General features: G+C 60.2%; 16 protein-coding genes and 3 pseudogenes. 6 read left to right on the plus strand and 13 right to left on the minus strand.

The annotated features are described in order from the left end of the window. Positions 1-1298 (minus strand): annotated as a pseudogene (locus MST27_RS21795) (DUF4158 domain-containing protein); the annotation flags it as partial. Positions 1299-1339: 41 nt separating this feature from the next. After that, complete coding sequence (locus MST27_RS21800) at positions 1340-2521, minus strand: site-specific integrase (protein ID WP_243607968.1); 1182 nt, start codon at positions 2519-2521, stop codon at positions 1340-1342. 78 nt (positions 2522-2599) lie between these two features. Between MST27_RS21800 and MST27_RS21805 the strand changes: the two genes are divergently transcribed. After that, entirely contained in the window at positions 2600-3490 is an 891-nt protein-coding gene (locus MST27_RS21805) for a DNA-binding protein (protein ID WP_243607969.1), read from the plus strand. Positions 3491-3533: 43 nt separating this feature from the next. Here the strand turns inward: MST27_RS21805 and MST27_RS21810 are convergent, their stop codons facing one another. Both MST27_RS21810 and MST27_RS21815 read right to left on the minus strand, forming a co-directional pair. Next, entirely contained in the window at positions 3534-3749 is a 216-nt protein-coding gene (locus MST27_RS21810) for an AbrB/MazE/SpoVT family DNA-binding domain-containing protein (RefSeq protein WP_243607979.1), read from the minus strand. 74 nt (positions 3750-3823) lie between these two features. Next, positions 3824-4282, minus strand: coding sequence for a hypothetical protein (locus MST27_RS21815; RefSeq protein WP_045633735.1), 459 nt, complete (start codon positions 4280-4282; stop codon positions 3824-3826). Between the two features lie 86 nt (positions 4283-4368). Between MST27_RS21815 and MST27_RS21820 the strand changes: the two genes are divergently transcribed. Continuing rightward, positions 4369-4659, plus strand: coding sequence for a helix-turn-helix domain-containing protein (locus MST27_RS21820; RefSeq protein ID WP_243607970.1), 291 nt, complete (start codon positions 4369-4371; stop codon positions 4657-4659). Positions 4660-4954: 295 nt separating this feature from the next. Here MST27_RS21820 and MST27_RS21825 read toward each other — a convergent pair. The 4 genes and pseudogenes from MST27_RS21825 to MST27_RS21840 all read right to left on the minus strand — a co-directional run. Further along, a pseudogene (locus MST27_RS21825) lies at positions 4955-5964 on the minus strand (IS3 family transposase); the annotation flags it as partial. A 176-nt stretch (positions 5965-6140) separates the two neighbouring features. Beyond that, entirely contained in the window at positions 6141-6494 is a 354-nt protein-coding gene (locus tag MST27_RS21830) for a DUF7079 family protein (RefSeq protein ID WP_243607971.1), read from the minus strand. After that, positions 6491-7273, minus strand: a complete 783-nt coding sequence (locus MST27_RS21835; RefSeq protein ID WP_243607972.1) for a hypothetical protein — start codon at positions 7271-7273, stop codon at positions 6491-6493. Before MST27_RS21835 ends, MST27_RS21830 begins: the two co-directional genes overlap by 4 nt. Further along, complete coding sequence (locus tag MST27_RS21840; RefSeq protein WP_243607973.1) at positions 7270-7827, minus strand: PAAR domain-containing protein; 558 nt, start codon at positions 7825-7827, stop codon at positions 7270-7272. Before MST27_RS21840 ends, MST27_RS21835 begins: the two co-directional genes overlap by 4 nt. A gap of 463 nt (positions 7828-8290) precedes the next feature. Between MST27_RS21840 and MST27_RS21845 the strand changes: the two genes are divergently transcribed. Then, positions 8291-8761, plus strand: a complete 471-nt coding sequence (locus MST27_RS21845) for an antitoxin Xre/MbcA/ParS toxin-binding domain-containing protein (protein ID WP_243607974.1) — start codon at positions 8291-8293, stop codon at positions 8759-8761. Between the two features lie 12 nt (positions 8762-8773). Here MST27_RS21845 and MST27_RS21850 read toward each other — a convergent pair whose 3' ends face one another. Together MST27_RS21850 and MST27_RS21855 are read right to left on the minus strand one after the other, a co-directional pair. Then, positions 8774-9727 carry an endonuclease gene (locus MST27_RS21850; RefSeq protein ID WP_243607975.1) on the minus strand — a complete coding sequence of 318 codons (954 nt, stop codon included), beginning with the start codon at positions 9725-9727 and terminating at the stop codon, positions 8774-8776. Between the two features lie 104 nt (positions 9728-9831). After that, entirely contained in the window at positions 9832-10539 is a 708-nt protein-coding gene (locus MST27_RS21855; protein WP_243607976.1) for an SOS response-associated peptidase family protein, read from the minus strand. Between the two features lie 89 nt (positions 10540-10628). Between MST27_RS21855 and MST27_RS21860 the strand changes: the two genes are divergently transcribed. From MST27_RS21860 to MST27_RS21870, 3 genes are all read left to right on the plus strand, one after another. After that, on the plus strand, positions 10629-11054 hold the full coding sequence (locus MST27_RS21860) for a LexA family protein (RefSeq protein ID WP_243607977.1): 426 nt from the start codon (positions 10629-10631) through the stop codon (positions 11052-11054). Then, entirely contained in the window at positions 11042-12298 is a 1257-nt protein-coding gene (gene umuC / locus MST27_RS21865; protein ID WP_243607978.1) for a translesion error-prone DNA polymerase V subunit UmuC, read from the plus strand. The genes MST27_RS21860 and umuC overlap by 13 nt, the downstream gene beginning before the upstream one ends. 175 nt (positions 12299-12473) lie before the next feature. After that, positions 12474-12740, plus strand: a complete 267-nt coding sequence (locus MST27_RS21870) for a hypothetical protein (protein WP_224742955.1) — start codon at positions 12474-12476, stop codon at positions 12738-12740. Between the two features lie 45 nt (positions 12741-12785). Here MST27_RS21870 and MST27_RS21875 read toward each other — a convergent pair whose 3' ends face one another. The 3 genes and pseudogenes from MST27_RS21875 to MST27_RS21885 form a co-directional block, all read right to left on the minus strand. After that, the gene (locus tag MST27_RS21875; RefSeq protein ID WP_041109317.1) at positions 12786-14888 is read right to left on the minus strand and encodes a TonB-dependent receptor family protein; all 2103 of its coding nucleotides are present in this window, start codon (positions 14886-14888) and stop codon (positions 12786-12788) included. A gap of 216 nt (positions 14889-15104) precedes the next feature. Then, the gene (locus MST27_RS21880) at positions 15105-15476 is read right to left on the minus strand and encodes a hypothetical protein (protein WP_023294894.1); all 372 of its coding nucleotides are present in this window, start codon (positions 15474-15476) and stop codon (positions 15105-15107) included. Then, a pseudogene (locus tag MST27_RS21885) lies at positions 15473-15712 on the minus strand (hypothetical protein); the annotation flags it as partial. The pseudogene MST27_RS21885 and the gene MST27_RS21880, both read right to left, overlap by 4 nt. Positions 15713-15905: the final 193 nt, after the last annotated feature.

Here is a 15905-nt window from a genome sequence, read left to right on the forward strand (position 1 = left end):
GGAGAATACGCAAACTTCCAAATAGCGGCGGTTGGTCGATGGCCCTTCACTGGCAGGCCGACGCACGACCTTAACCCAGCGCTCCGACGCGAACGACAAGTCGACGTGCTCATCGATCCATTCGCGGTGTAGATTCTCGCTGTCCTGGATCAGTTGAAGCGCCTGAAGCAGAGATCGATCCTGAGTGGTGGGCTCCAACTGGAGAAGGTGACTGAGACGGAATAACAGCGAGCGATGGGACCTGAAGTGCTTCCAGATCAACGGCAGGTAGTTATTGCCGCCGGTAGCCTGGACTTCGGCGCAAGTCTCGCGCAACCGATCCAGATTGCCATCGGGGGAGAGGTATTCCCGAATCAGGCTGCCAGCCTCCTGGTCATCCGGTTCTTGAACCAGAATCTGCACCACGCCGTCCAGGGTCGCCGCTAACTGCTCCAGCTTCTGACGTTGACGCGCCTGGATTTGCTCCAACTCTTCCTTGGCGCGCTTATGAATCGTCGAAATCCGTCGGATGAACATCTCGGCCAAGTGGTCCCGGGTCCGCACGCGCATACGGTAGATCAAAGCCAGCATCAGCGTGTAGCGCTTCGGTAGCGAGCAGTCCTTCAGCTCGGCGACGTTTGACGCCGCGGCTTGGGCAGCGAAGTGACGGATCTTGGTATCCACTATTCCATCAAAAATGGCCCCCAGATCCCCGAAGCTTTCGAGCCAGGCCAGATGATCAATCAGCACCTCCAGGTGTTTGCGAGAGGGTTTCTTGGGTGCCTGTTTCAGCGCATTGAAGTCGCTCTGGCGTCGGCCGAAGTCAGTGTCGAGCAGCTCCTTTAGCTTGTGGATCACCTCGATTGGCGTTCTGGTTACTACGAGGTTGAATATTGCCCCTTGGGATTCGGCTTGAATCCTCTCAGCGAGATCATTCAGGGTCGAGTACGCAGGGAGCTCATAATCCTGGCGGATCAGTTCTTCAATCACGGAGTTAATGATGTCGGCACGCTGGTCAAGCACGAACGACATTGCTTTGGCATGCCTCTCGGCGAGCTCGATAGCATCAGAGCCGTAGAATGCAGTCACACCGAGGCGAGCTCGGATCGCGTTCATGTGGCGATATTGCTGAAACCACTTGTATTCCGCGAATTTCACCTTGCTACGCTGACCCAACTCCTCGCGAATGAACGCCACCAGTTGATCAGGTACGTCGGTGATATCAGGGAAATATCGGAGTACCTGAAAGGTCTTCAGGAGAACGGCGAGATTGAGGTGAAANACAGAGTGGGGTACGCCGTGCGCTCTAATGAAGCCATAGGACCTCCTTTTCTGAGGAATCAGAAAAGATAGTCCACAATCAAGGGCGGTGCGGACGACTTAGAAAAGCCACCAATATCAATATCTTACGCGCGAAGTGAGTGAATTTTCCCTTTATCTCGGCATGACCCCCACCCACGGTCGGGCCTAGCAACTGGCTCGCCTGACTGGATAGCAGCGACCCCGCCTGGAAGTAGTTCATTACCGTGGTGACGCTGCGGTGCTCAGTCATAGCCATCACTTCGCCGAGCGGTACGCTCTGACGCCCTGCCTCGGTGACGAAACCTGAGCGCAGGCTGTGCGCGGCCCAATCGCCGTCCAGGCCCGCCAACTGCGCACGGCGCTGGACAATTCGCGCCACCTGCTCGGCTGATAGGCCTTGGGCGCCGACCTTGCCACCCCTATAAATTCGACGGAACAGCGGTCCGGATTCGGCAGGCGCGACTTCCAGCCAGGCGGCGAGGGCTAGTGCTGCCGGCCCACGTAGCGGTTTCTCGCGGCGCAGCCCGCCGGTGTCGGTTTTAGTCGTGCCCAGTGCGTAGAGCCAGGTGTCAGCATCCAGTCGGCGTACATCACCGATCTGCAAGCCGACCACTTCGGAGCGACGACGGCCACCGCCACTCCATGCCAGCAGGAGGAGGGCACGATCACGTACCCCGCGCACGCCGTCGGTGCAAGTGGCAAGTAGCGCTTGCAACGGCTCGAGGATGATGGCGGTTTTCTTGCGCACCGACACGCCATGGCGCGACTGGGCTTTGCGCGCTTCGCGCAGCAAGGCCTTCAACGCCGCCGTCTCGGTTGGACTGCCCCAGCCGTTAATCCGATGCCATTTACCGAGTACCGCCAGGCGATGGCTGACGGTGTTGTAAGCCAAGGGGCCGAGTTTGGCCTTGACCCGCGCAGCCACCAGCGCGGCGTCGATGCTAGGTGGCAAAAGGTGCACCCAGCCACCGTCAGCCGTCGGACGAGCCAGGTGGTCAACCACAAACTGTATGGCTACCGAGGAGGGCAATGCCGCATCGCCCAGCGCCTGGCCGTAGCGCAGTTGCAGCCACGCCGACCAGTAGGCGAGAGCGCTGCGGTAGCTGCGCAGGGTGTTGGCTGCGGTACCAGCGGCGATGAACGCCGCTGCCGCTTCCTGGGCGTTGATCGCCAGAGAATGTAGGTCCAGCTGCGTTTCGTTGGCCGGCGATAGGTATTCTGTAATATTTAATACGTTCAACGTATTATAGTTCCAAATTCAAACAAATAAGGTCGGATAACATTCGTTTATCAGACCTAATATAGCGAGGAGCTGGCGATGGCGATAGGCGTACCGGAAACCGAAGTATTCGCGGCGGCGGATGCGGTGCTGGAGCGGGGCGAGCGGCCGACGGTGGAGCGGGTGCGCCAGGAACTGGGACGCGGCAGCCCGGCGCGGGTCGGAGCCTTGCTAGACCAGTGGTGGGAACGCCTAGCTCAGCGCCTGCGTGGCGAAACACGCTTACCGGCGCTTCCGACGGAGATCTCGCAGGCCTTTGTCGCGGTCTGGCAGCAGGCCATGCTCTTGGCGGAGGGTGTTGCCGAGCAGGCGCTGGCCGAACGCCGCGCCGTGATAGAAGCCGAGCGGCTACAAGCTGCCACAGTCGAGGATGAGGCGCGACAATTGATAGCTAAGGCCCGGCAGCAGGTAGCTGCTGCACAAGCAGCTCAGCATACTGCCGAGACCCGTCTAGCCGACTTGGAGCTGCTGCTGGTACAGCACCAGACACAACTGGCGGACCAAAAAAGCCGCTGCACGGAACTTGCCGAGGAGCGCAGAGTAGCGTTGCAGGAGGTGACCGTGCTGCGCCAGGAGTTGCAGGTCGCACAGCAGCAGCTGATCCAAGAGCGTGATGCCGCAACGACCTACCTGCGCGGTATCGAAGATCGTGCCCACCGCGAGGTCGATCGAGCTCGTGAGGAAAGTAGGGTAACCGCCGCTCAACTCAAGACCGTGACAAGGCAACACGGCCAGTTGCGCCAGCGGCTAGACACAGTGTTGTCTCAACTTCTCGAGGCACAACAGGTCGCTGCCGCTGAGAAGGCACGGGCCAGCACACTAGAGCAGCAGCTGGTGAAACCTCCCCGAGCCAGGCGCGCAAAGGCTAAACCGACCAAGTCGAAGTCCAACACGGCTGCTCAAGCCGAGACTTGCGGCTCCGGGCGTTAGTACTGGCTCCTCTAGGACCCTGATTCGCCTGGTGGCTATGCTTTCACCTTGTCGCGGAGTCCATGTGCTCAACCAATTCGTCAATTCGGTCTGGAACGCGGGGAGTCTTGCTCAGCACAATACAGCGGTGAGTGCCGACATACTCTTCAATGAGATAGAGGCTATCGCCGACCTCAACTCCCATTACTTGGAGAATTTCGTCCGGAATCGGGATGGCGCCATCGCCGTCCCAGTCTTGAATCACTACCTGAGTTGCAATCATCTTTCAATACCTCCGAGGCAGAGCAGACGCCCCTACAATGACGGGCCACCTCTGTCGTTGCGAAATACCCTCTAAGCGTTGATGTCACTCCGCCGGAGATGCATCTCGGCCGAAAAAATAACGTCGGTGACGATCAGTGCCTCTAGGTTCCTCCGGTGATGCATTGAGTAGCTGACGCCATTGGCGACTTTATAGAGGTAGCCCGGGTCTCCGGAGGGCCCATCTCGGACCACGCAAACTTCTTTCAGCGGCTCCATCAGCCACCTTGAGTGGCCGTTGACGTGTGCCGGTGTGACCAGCTGCACTTCCTCCGCCCAGGCCAGGTTCGACTGGTCGTCAATGATCTTTTTTAGATCATGGGCGTGATTAACCATCAGCATGCTTCGATAGGCCTGACGGCCGTGGCGTCGAACGATTTGCAGGTAGAACCAAGGCCAGCTGATTTCCTGCTCAACATAGCTCCACAGCTGGGTGGTGGTGCCCTCTGCGGTATCCAAGTGGATCTCCGCACTCCGATAGGTTGTGAACATAGCCCTTCACCTGAAAATGAATCCTATAGATTGTAGCCCTATAGTGTTCGTAAAGGCTTTATCGATCCTTTTTCAGGATCGGCAAAATGGAGCTGAGCACAGCATTCGGACTGGTACTTAAAAGGTTGCGCAAGCAGCAGGGCCTTACCCAAGAAGACTTTTCTAGCGTCAGTAGCCGAACCTACCTGAGCAGTCTAGAGCGCGGCATTAAGGGGCCGACCATCGATAAGGTCGAGCAACTCGCCAGTGTGCTGGATGTCCACCCGGCAACCATCCTGGCCGCCGCCTATCTGATCAAAGAAAGCGGAGTAGCGCGACGTGACCTTGTTCTGCGAATTGAGACAGAGCTCAAGCGCTTTGAGAATGTGAATCATTAATAATACGACTGTGGCCGATCGGGCACTCGATAGGATTTGAAAATTGAGCGAAATCCCTGAACCCGACGGCACCCTTTCGAATATTACTTGTGAGGTCTTACTGGCAGCGTGCTCGGGTGGAGGGTTTTGTCCGCAGCACGGTGTTCCTGGGCGCTAGCCCTGGCGGTCATTAAGCTCCAACGCTCTTCGCATCCACCGAGGCATTTTGCAGGTCATCAGGGTGATTTGGTCTGCAGCTTTGAGTGCGTTTTGGATGGCTGTAATGCATCCTGCAGTCTGAATCGCCCCAGCTTTCCTAGACACTCTCCAAGCTCTGGAAATAGCGCTTTTCAAACTCCACTGGCGATAGCTGCATAGCGCTGCTGTGCCGTCGCTTGGGGTTATAGAACATCTCGATGTAATCGAACACATCACTGCGGGCTTCTTCGCGGGTTCCGTAGGTTTTCCGTCGGATGCGTTCCCGCTTCAGCAACTGGAAAAAGCTTTCCGCGACCGCGTTGTCGTGACAGTTACCGCGTCGACTCATGCTGCTGATCAGATTGTTGGCCTTGAGGAAACTCTGCCAGTCCGAACTGCTGAACTGGCTGCCCTGGTCGGAATGGATCATCACTTCCTGCTTGGGCTTGCGCCGCCACACTGCCATCAGCAACGCATCGATGGCCAGATCGCTGCACATCCGAGGCTTCATCGACCAGCCGATCACTTGGCGAGAAAACAGATCCAGCACCACCGCCAAGTACAACCAGCCCTCATACGTGCGGATGTAAGTGATGTCGGTGACCCAGACCTTGTTCGGTTCACTGACATTGAACTGCCGCTCCAGACGGTTGGGCGAGGCCACCGGCGGCTTGCCACCGTAGTACCCGGGGCGCCGGCGATAACCGGTCTGAGAGCGCAGCCCCTCTCTCCTCATCAGGCGAGCCACACGGTGCCGGCCACAGGACTCGCCCAGCTCACGCAGGTCGTCGTGGATCTTGCGGTAGCCGTAGACCCCGCCGCTTTCCAACCAGGCATGCTTGATCAATCCGAGCAGACGCTGATCTTCCTTGGCACGCGCGGATTTCGGCTCGGCCAGCCAGGCGTAGTAACCGCTGGGATGTACCTGGAGGGTCTGGCAGAGACGCCGTACCGGGTACTCCACCGACAGTTTGCTGATAACGGCGTACTTCAGCCGGACTCCTTGGCAAAGTACGCAGCGGCCTTTTTTAGGATGTCTCGCTCTTCGGTCACCCGCTTGAGTTCCGCGCGCAAGCGACGCAGCTCAGCCTGCTGATCATCTACCTGCTGCCGCTGTATTTGGGGTTTGAATAGGCCCTGATTTTGTAGATGATCAACGACCGCTCTTGGCGGGAAGCAGCCAGTGCTCTCGTGATCACCTCTTTGGGTTAGCGGTGAAAGCGTTCAGGGGCGAGACGGCCTGGGGCGGCTCGATGCGCAGCACGCCAGTGCTGTCATACAGACCACAGCTAGTCCTCTGCACATCATGTCCTTTCCAGTTCTCGCTCGATTCGACTCCACTCCCCACGAAGTCGAAAACGCAGGTAGGCGACCAGAACATGGTCGCGCATGCGGCGTAACCTGGAAGCCCGACGAGCCTGCAGGTTGCTGTCGATGGTGTCGGCAAGCCAGGTACTGTCAAATGCCGTCCATATGGGGGGGATGGGCGTCTGCAGGTTAGAGTGGCAGACCGGCGCCACCTCCTCGAAGAAGGCTGCCTTTACCGCAGTACGGTCGTATCCTGCCAGCTGTCGCGCTATTGCTGGATAGTCGATATCGTTGTCGACGAAGGCGTCCGACAGCGCCGACCATAACCGAACGCGGTCGTCGTGAGTCAAAACACTTCCCACTTAGAGAACTCCTCGAGCTCGTCATCCAGGGCGTCGGCAGCCAGGCTGCCTGCAATCCCGCCAGCCGCACTGCCTGCCAGCACCATGGCAATGGCACAGAAAGGAGCGCCTGGGCCGCAGACGAGCGAGACGCCAAGGCCTGCGAGAAACCCGCCAGCAGCGCCGCCGCCGATGATCATGCCTTGGCGTGCAGTCTCCTTTACTTTGTTGTCGGCATTGAGAATCTCGTAGGTAGCAAATGCCGCAGTGACCAAAATGCCTACCTTGCCCATGATGCGGAGGCGATCCGAGCCCTTTGTGAACTTGGCGTTGTCGCGGCCGGAAGATTCAATCACTTCATAGTGAATCTGCCGCTTCTGCTCGTTCGTGAGCGTCTCGTAGGGTTTACCGAACTTGCTGGTGGCGTACTTTTCGAACAGTCGAGGGAGGGTTAATGGCGTTTTTTTGTGCTGCTGTGCCTTGGCGAGCCCGGTAACCGAAGTAATCTTGCGGTGCTCCACCATAATCTTGTTGCGCATCTCGTGGCAGAACTCGACCCCTACCTGGCTGCTTATCCTGCCGGCTGCCACGTCCGCCCGTACCTGGGCGGACATCCGCTTGATATTGGCGGCGTAGCTGGCGCGTGTCTGTGCGTCGCTGATGGCATCAAGCGAAAACCTTGTCGCCGCGCCTTCCATGCTTGCGAGAGCCTCGTCGAGTGGCGAGCGGGGCAGGGTATGTCTGACCTGCGTCTGGTATTGGCCAAGCACCTCAATGCTCCCGGTCATTCTTGGCTAATCCCCATGATGATGGCGAGCAGCTTGTCCGTTACGCTGGGCTGCTCGCCAACCTCTGGTACGGGAATCTCAATACGGGTACAGATTGATCCCGGGGGATTGCTAAAGACCACTCGGTTGTCGCTTCCAAAGGCGCCATCAAGGCTAGATCCGTCATCGAAGTGGGCTACGCACCTCCAGCCGGTGTAACGCTCGGTTGCCGCAATCTGGAAGCCGATCCACTTGTCGTTCGCCAGAAATGACGGAGCGGTGAAGGGCGCCGTTATAACCGCATCGCCGATCAACACGTCTCCCGATCCGCCGATTACGACTCCGCCATGGCTCAACGTGCTGTCCAGCATCGCGGCATTCTTGCCGTTGATAAATACGGTGGAGGAGAAAGCGCCGGATATGGTTTGGCCGCAGCCAGCAACGTCTCCTAGACGCGCAGCGGGGAGGTTATTGAACAGCACATCCGGGGAGCCGGACTCGATGGCCGGTGTGCCATGTCCTGGGATCGGGCAGGAGGTTGGGTCGCTCAGGCGAGCGGCGGGTTTGCCTGACATGAGAGTCCTTCTCGTAGTTCATCCAGAAATGGATCAGTTGGATCACGGCAGGCCACTGTAGCGGACGGATTAGAGCGTTGCGGTGATCTCCATCGCGCATCGGCTATCAAGGCCAGCCCCAATGAGCTGCTATTCACCATGGAGTTGGAAGTCTGAATCGCATGGTTTTGTAGATGCTCATGACCGCTTCTGCCCGATTGCGGCCAGTGCCGACGGCGAGCTACCGCCACGTTCTCCTCAAGGAGAGGGAGAGGGAGAGGGAGAGGGAGAGCGTGTTCCGAGCGTCGACGCCGGGCAGCTCAGCTGCGCAAGGTAGAAATGAACATTCGGAGTGGGCGTCGGGTGATGCGCCCAATTGATCGAGACGATGGACAGAGCGATACCAGATCCAAGCACCTACCTGCCATATGGTGCGCCAAATGGCTCTAAAATCATGTCATATGTAGCAACTGGAGGTCACGCCATGGATTCCTCACACGCTTGCGCTCGCTGGCCAGCGTCCGCCCCCCGTAAGCCAACGGAATACCTTCTCCGAAAAAATACTGACCAGCTCAGCCCGGCCATGGTCTACAGGCTCACGGTCAAAGGCTTCGACCTGAAAGACGTACAAGACATGCTTGCGATTTCTGATCTGTATTCAACGAAGAAGATCATGAGTCGCATTGTTGGTAAGTCCATCAGAACCATTCAGCGCCAGGGCAATAAGCAACCAGCACACCTAAATTCGCAGCAGAGCGCCATTGCTTTTCAGTACGCGAAAGTATTGGAACACGCGACCCACGTGTTCGGCACTCAGAAGCTGGCTGAAGAATGGCTAGGGCGCTCCTGCAGGTATTTGGACGGCGAAGTGCCGCTGGACGTTATTGATAACCCGGTAGGGTTTATGGTACTTGCGGATTATCTCGAGCGCATCGAGTTCGGGGTCTACCAGTGAATCCAAGAAGACCTAGCGACAGTTCCCGGCCTTCCTGTAGCCCGCGGCGATGGCTGCGGACTCGTTGGAGAAGATCTCCTGGTTCTTCGGCGCCACTTTGGCGTAGCTCGGGCAGTCCTGCGGCAGGTGATACAGCCGGCTGTTCCGGTTTCCAATGATCACGTCACGGGCCACGGCTTTAGCGGAAGGGGGCGCTGCGATCTTGGTAGGAAGCAGGCTCACAAGCCCTTCTCGCAATGGCTTGTGCCCCAATGTCCAAGCGCGCTCGCCAGTAATGAAGGGGTTGTGGTGCCCCATGACTTTTGCCGTGCGGCTGTCCCACTCCCGTTCCCACGTCGAAACCGGATGCTGGCGATCCCAGGCCATCAGCAGCTGTTGTTGTTGACGCGACATCGTTAAACCATAGCGGTCGTACATGTAGAATGTCGATCTGGCAACCAGGCCCTTCACCTCATCACGCGGCTCGGCGGAGCGTGCCTTGAAGTCCACTCTGGTGGTGCATGCGCCGTAGAGGGCAGCGCCGCCAGCCACCAACCCATACTGGTAATTACTGCGGTCGCCGTTCACTTCACCCACGGACGGGTAAAGATTAAAAAGGTCGGCCTCCATCGCCCTGAAGACTGGGTCGTCCGCCACGCAGTGCTTCCTCCCACCGTTCTGCCAGCACTGCCGTTGGTGGCCGAAGATCCAGGCTGGCACGATGTGTTCCCATTCAATCCGCTCCGCGCGCGTCTGCTGAGCCCGCGTATCGTAACCGCACGAGGCGGCGTCGATTCGCCCGCCTGATTTGCCTACCCACTTCCATGCGCAGCCGCAGTAAAGGTCTCCGAGCCCGGTAGACGCCTGGTCATAGAACACCTTGTTCTTGGCGATCGCTTTTGCGGCGGTGAAGGTCGACGGTGGTTCGGCGAGGGCGAGGGAGGTGATGACCAGCGTGGCAAGGCTCGCCACTATCAAGCGCTTCATGGGGGCTACTCGGGTAAAACGAAACGGCATTGTACGGATTAGGCTGGCGGCGCCCAGTGCCTAAAGCTTTGGTAGTAAAGCGGCCTATGTGCCCCCCGCTGTGCCTATAAAGAAGGGTCGTCGATTTGCTCGATCAAGTGCGCACCTTCGTTCCTCACGTTCCCGACCGCCCGGTCCACTGCGTGCCATTCGAATGCTTGCACCGGCAGCGCCAAATTACTCACGAGTTCCTCGGCGCGCTCAGGCGATATGCCGGGCTCTATCCATTCCCGCGCTAGATCTGGAGGCAGCACGACTGGCCGCCGGTCGTGGATGTCGAGCATCCCTTGGTCGCTGTCCGCCGTGATGATCACGAACCCGTCGCCTTCCTGCTCTTCCATCCTGTCCTCTCGCCTGAACTGCCCCAGCGCCGCGAACCACATCGGCTCGCCTGATCTCAATCGGATGTAGTAAGCCTGCTTCTTTTTTGGATCGACCGGGTCTTTCACCCACTCGTACCAGCCGTCAGCGCCGACCAACATGCGGCCGGTGCTCCAGACATCCCGAAAGAACTTGCTGGTGGAGGCCGTCTCCACGCGAGCGTTAATTGCCGGCGGGCGTTTGCCCTTGGCCCACCAGGGCTGGTAACCCCACGGGAGCTTGGCCATGCGCAGGCCAGAAGCGGTCTCAAAGAACACCAATACCCTGGAGCGGGGCGGTACGTTGTAGCGGCCGATGGGCTCTGGGTCGATGCCGCTATCGATGGGCTTGTCGTAGCGCAGCGCCTCGAGGTACTCGATTGCTGTTCGGTATTGGCTGAATCGTCCGCACATGAACCCTCCGGTCATCGCAGTTAAATTGACCCGCGTGGCGCGCCTCTGGTATCTGTATATATATACAGTTATCGCAGAGCAGTACGACAATGCGGGTCACTATTCTGGGGCGCCTCGGCCCCGCAAAAATTTTCTCTCAGTACGTGGACAGTCGAGTGCCGGCGGGTTTCCCATCACCTGCCGCCGACTACGAGGAGCTCACCCTATCAATCGACGACTTGGTCGATTTGCGGGCACCCAACGTCTACCTCGTGCGAGTGAGCGGGCCAAGTATGATCGGCGCTGGGATCTATGACGGGGATGTGCTGGTGGTCAACCGCGCCCTCGAGGCGCGGTCGGGCAACGTAGTTGTCGCGTACGTGGACGGCGGGATGACGGTCAAGCGCCTGCAGATCTCCGCTGCAGGCGTGTGGCTGCAGCCCGAGAACACCGATTACAGGGCGTTGGCCGTAACCGAATCGCTGCACGTGTGGGGCGTGGCCACGCACAACCTGCACAGCCTATGTTCGCGCTAATCGACTGCAACAGCTTCTACGCCAGCTGTGAGCGCGTGTACCGACCCTGGCTCGGCGACGTGCCCGTCGTGGTGCTGAGCAACAATGACGGCTGCGTCATTGCTCGCACCCGCGAGGCTAAGCGCTTAGGCATCCCTATGGGCGCACCATACTTCCAGTGGCGAGACCAGATGCGGGAGTGGGGCGTAGTCTGCTTCTCTAGTAACTACGAGCTCTACGGTCAGATGAGCGCGCGCGTGATGACCACGCTTGAGGAGATGTTCCCGCGGCTGGAGGTGTACAGCATCGACGAGGCATTCGCCGATCTGACTGGTCTGCAGAGTGACCTAGTCGAGATGGGACGCGAGGCAAGGGCTCGGGTACTGCTGTGGACTGGCATTCCAGTGGGCGTTGGCATCGGGCCGACCAAGACGCTAGCCAAGTTGGCTAACTGGGCGGCCAAGTCCTGGCGCAAATCGGAAGGGGTAATTGACCTGCGCGATCCATCCAGGCGCGATCGCCTGCTGCAAATGACTGACGTGAACGAAGTGTGGGGCGTTGGCCGCCGGCTAACCGCCCGGCTTCAGCCGCTGGGCATCAAGACGGCTTGGGACCTGGCGCAGTATGACCCTGCGTCACTTCGCCGGCAGTTCAGTGTAGTGCTGGAAAAAACAGCCCGCGAACTTCGCGGTATCTCGTGCCTGCAGCTTGAGGAGGCCGTGCCGCCGCGGCAGATGATCTGCAGTAGCAAGATGTTTGGTGCTCGGGTGCGCGAGTTACCGCCGATCCGCGAAGCGGTTGCCGCCTACGTGTCCAAGGCGGCAGAAAAGATGCGCGCGCAGGGTAGCCTCGCCGGCGCCCTGCAGGTGGCCATCCGCACCGGCATGCATAACCCCGACCAGCCGCGCTACGCCAACGCAATCAACTGCCCACTGCCGTATCCCACCGACGATACTCGTGTGCTCGCCGCAGCGGCAATTCGCGGCTTGGATGCCATCTACCGCCCCGGCTACGCCTACAGCAAAGCTGAGGTGTTGCTGATGGACCTGCGCCAGCGCGGGGAATTTACAGGCGACCTATTCGCGGCCGCACCTCGCCCTGGCGCTGACCGGCTGATGGCCGTGATCGACCGTATCAACGCCCGCGAGGGCAGGGGGACAGTACGACTCGGCCGCATCCCCGCCGCCCCTGAGTGGGCAATGCGGCGCGAGATGATGTCGCAGCGGTACACGACGAGGTGGGATGAGTTAATGGTAGTGAGATGAGTGCTGCTTGGGATTGCTGAGTGACAGCGATCGGCCACAAGCGGACAGTCAGCCCAATAAATAAATCTGTCCCTGTTTCGCTTGAGCCCGAAGTGGCTCTCGAATCGGCGTTGGTTGGCAGATCGCCAGGGTATCGGCGCGCGACAGTTGTCCGTCTGAATACCCCGAGGCCGGTGTGTTCTACGTCACCTTTGTGCCCCAGTTCGTTCCGCCCGGTGCGGATGTGGCGGCGTACTCGTTCCTCTCAGGCCTTCACGTATTACTGACCCTGGGCGGGTTCGCCATCCTGATCGCCGCAACCATTCCGCTCGGCAGACTGCTGCGCCGGCGTGGACTGACTAGGGCGCTGGATCGGCTGACAGGGTGGCGTGCTGGTGGCGTTCGGAGTGAGGCTGATGGCTTCGAATACGGTACCGACGTTGCAGCCGGGCGCGTGAAATGAGGCCCCTGGCGTGACGCCAGGGGATGAGGCAGGACGACTAGGCGATCAGAAGCGGTAGTTCACCCCCAGTGTCAGGGTACGGCCCGGTGCTGGCTGGCGTCCCTCGGGACTGGTGTCGATGCCGCGGAAGTAGTACTGGCGGTCGAACAGGTTGCTGATGCCGGCCGAGGCGGTCAGCACGCTGTCGTCCTGCAGCTTGAACTCGCGCTCGATGGCGGTGTTCCAGATCCAGTAGGCGGGCAGCTCGCCTACTGAGGCGCTGGCATTCTCCTCGGCGCTGTTGGCGTCGTCGGTATAGGCGCTGCTGACGTAGAGGCCATCCAGGCTGTAGGTCCAGAACTCGGCGAAGCGGTAACGACCATCGACGGTGAACTGGTGCTTGGAGCTGTACGGCACCTCGTTGCCCTTGAAGTCGCCGGTGCGCAGCTCGGCATCGAGGTAGGCGTAGCCGGCGTGCAGGTCGAGGGTTGGCAGCGCGGCCGGCGTCCAGAACACCTCGGTCTCGATCCCCTGGTGGCGGGTGCTGCCGAGATTCTGGAAGCGGCTGTTGGCGAACACGATCTGGTCGTCGAAGTCGATGCGGTACAGGCCGAAGTCGATGCGCAGGTTGTCCTGTGGGGTGAAGCGCACGCCGGTCTCGTAGTTGCGCGAGATTTCCGCCTGCACCACGCCATCCCTGACGATCTGGAACACCTGAGGCACCCGCAGCGAGCGCTGCGCGTTGGCGTAGACGAACCAGTCGTCGCTGGCCTGGTAGCCGATGCTCAGACCGGGCAGCCACTCTTCGGCCACGGTCTTGCGCTCGATGCCGCTGACGCCGTCGGCGTACTCCATCTTGGCGTGCTCATAGCGCACGCCGGGGGTGAGGGTCAGGCGGTCGTCGAGCAGCTTGATTTCGTTGCTCACATAGGCGGCCTGGCCCTTGGTATCGAATACCCAGTCGCGCACCACGCTTGTGGCGCCGGTATTCAGGTTCAGACGGTCGACATCGAAGTCGACGTTTTCCTTGACCAGGCGGGCGCCAAGCAGCCAGGTCTGGCTGACGCCATCACCGTCGATGCCGAGGCTCAGGCGCGGCTCGCTGCCCCAGACACGGAAGTCGCGGGGAGCATCCTGCAGGGTGGTCGGCGTGGCATCCGGCGCGAAGGGCAGCCCGACAACAAAGTTGCGATAGCTGTGCTGGGCGAAGTTGGTCCAGCTGAATTCCACGTCGTCGAACGGGCCCATGGCGCCGAGGTATTGAGTATAGGTGCCCCAGACGCGGTCGCTGTCGCCTTCGAAACGATCGAGCTTGCGGGTCGACTGCCGCGGGTCGTCCTTGTAGTCGGCCACGCTGAGGGCGCCGGCCAGGTCCATGTCGGCGATGTAGCGCTGCACGCCGAAACTCAGGCTGCGGCTGTCATCGATATCCCACTGGCCGCGCAGGCGGTAGTTCTGCACATCGGTCTCAGAATGCTCGCGACCGTACTCGCCACTGATGGTGTTGACGTCCAGCTGCAGGCCGAAGTTGTCGGTCAGGCGCCCACCGGTGCCCAGGTAGCTGTCGTACAGCTGGCGCCCGCCGGGCGCGAAGGTGACACGCTCCTGCAGGGTGGTTTCCCACTTATCCGGAATTGGCCGGCTGATGAAGTTGATCACGCCGCCGACGTTGTTCGGTCCGTACTGCACGGACGCGCCGCCACGCACGATGTCGATGCGATCGACCGTCGCCAGGGTCTGCGGAAACAGCGACAGGCTGGTCTGGCCATAGGGCGCCAGGGCCAGCGGGATGCCATCGGCGAGCGCTTGGACGCGGCCGCTGCGACTTTCCGAAAGCCCGCGCACGGACAGTTGCGGCAGTACCCCGGCACCGGTCTCGTCGAGGATCTTCACCCCTGGGACCCGCGCCAGCGCGTCATCCAGGCCACGCACGCTGGCCTTCTTCAGTTCGTGAGCCTGGACCACGCTGCGGCTGCCGGCATAGGTGCGTACCTCTTCGTCACTGGCACTACCAAGCACATCCCCCTGGATGACGAGCGGGGCAAGGGATACCGGGCCGTCCTGCTTCTGCTGACGGTTGTCCTCGGTCTCGTTGGCCTGCGCGGCCTGGGCAATGGCGATGGCCAGCAGACTGGCAGTGACGCCGATACGGCGGGTCGTCCTGATCATGCGGAGGTGAGCTCCTGATTGAGAGCCTCAGGCGCAGCAGGGCAGCAGCGACGGAGCGCTGCCCGTCACCTTTGGCTGAGTTGTGGGCAGAGAAGTGCCGCTCTGTCTAAGTATTTCTGATAATTAAATGCGCTAGCGGCTGAGAATTATTATCGTTATTTAAAGTGTATGTAAAGGGGGTTGTAAGCCGGAAACCCAGAAATTTCCGTCAGCCGATCAACATGGCTTGTCTCGCGCTTGGTCGATGAGTTCCTGCATCGCCCGCATGACTTCTTCGTGGGTGTACGACTTGGCGTTGGGGTCGTCGGCCTCTCGGAGAGCTTCCTCGACCTCGCGGGTCATCCGCGCATATTCTTCCGGCCACAGCGCTTGCTCCATGCGCAGCGACGCCTGCCCAAGCAGGTGCAGCAGGCCGAACAGCCGCATGTCATTGGTGGCGACGACGTGCTCTCGAATCCGCTCCTGGATCACCTCGCAGGCCCGATGCGCCTCTGGCGTCGCCGTGCCCTCGTAGCCGGCTGGGAGTTCTGCTTCTTCAGCGATTCGCGCCCAAGCGATAGCCAGCGCCTCGATGGTGGACAGGTTCATTTGCTCATCCACTTGCGCAGCAGACGCTTTTTCAGGGAGGCGCGCTCTTGCGGATTGCGTCCCTTGTGGTTGGCAATGCGATCCGCCGTGGCGGCCTGGCGCTTGATGGGCCAGTAGGAGCGGCCATCCTTACCCATCGACCAGACGTTGCTGACCTGGTTTTCCAGTAGAGGCAGATGGGCGCATAGAGCTTCCGGCGACGCGCTGGCCAGCGCGGTGCGCTCGTGAGTTCGCCAGCAGCCGCAGCAGTTCATCGCCGCGAAAGCCACGCCAGAATCCGAGCAGCACCAGCGCTCGGTCCCGTTGGTGGCGAAGCGCTGCCGCTCCATCGCCCCGGGCATGCGCCGCAGCGATCGCTGCAGCCAACCAGTCATCGAGCTCGACCAGCCGCCGAATCTGGAGCGGCGCGGCTTGCTTGACCTGGCGGGT

Source organism: Stutzerimonas marianensis, assembly GCF_022810315.1.
GTDB classification, from domain to species: domain Bacteria; phylum Pseudomonadota; class Gammaproteobacteria; order Pseudomonadales; family Pseudomonadaceae; genus Stutzerimonas; species Stutzerimonas marianensis.

Excerpts from the sequence above, each read along its gene's own strand:
- MST27_RS21805 (WP_243607969.1), top strand. The coding sequence starts at position 2,600 with ATGGCGATAGGCGTACCGGAAACCGAAGTATTCGCGGCGGCGGATGCG.
- MST27_RS21815 (WP_045633735.1), bottom strand. The coding sequence starts at position 4,282 with ATGTTCACAACCTATCGGAGTGCGGAGATCCACTTGGATACCGCAGAG.
- MST27_RS21820 (WP_243607970.1), top strand. The coding sequence starts at position 4,369 with ATGGAGCTGAGCACAGCATTCGGACTGGTACTTAAAAGGTTGCGCAAG.
- MST27_RS21835 (WP_243607972.1), bottom strand. The coding sequence starts at position 7,273 with ATGACCGGGAGCATTGAGGTGCTTGGCCAATACCAGACGCAGGTCAGA.
- MST27_RS21840 (WP_243607973.1), bottom strand. The coding sequence starts at position 7,827 with ATGTCAGGCAAACCCGCCGCTCGCCTGAGCGACCCAACCTCCTGCCCG.
- MST27_RS21845 (WP_243607974.1), top strand. The coding sequence starts at position 8,291 with ATGGATTCCTCACACGCTTGCGCTCGCTGGCCAGCGTCCGCCCCCCGT.
- MST27_RS21850 (WP_243607975.1), bottom strand. The coding sequence starts at position 9,727 with ATGAAGCGCTTGATAGTGGCGAGCCTTGCCACGCTGGTCATCACCTCC.
- MST27_RS21855 (WP_243607976.1), bottom strand. The coding sequence starts at position 10,539 with ATGTGCGGACGATTCAGCCAATACCGAACAGCAATCGAGTACCTCGAG.
- MST27_RS21860 (WP_243607977.1), top strand. The coding sequence starts at position 10,629 with ATGCGGGTCACTATTCTGGGGCGCCTCGGCCCCGCAAAAATTTTCTCT.
- umuC (WP_243607978.1), top strand. The coding sequence starts at position 11,042 with ATGTTCGCGCTAATCGACTGCAACAGCTTCTACGCCAGCTGTGAGCGC.
- MST27_RS21875 (WP_041109317.1), bottom strand. The coding sequence starts at position 14,888 with ATGATCAGGACGACCCGCCGTATCGGCGTCACTGCCAGTCTGCTGGCC.
- MST27_RS21880 (WP_023294894.1), bottom strand. The coding sequence starts at position 15,476 with ATGAACCTGTCCACCATCGAGGCGCTGGCTATCGCTTGGGCGCGAATC.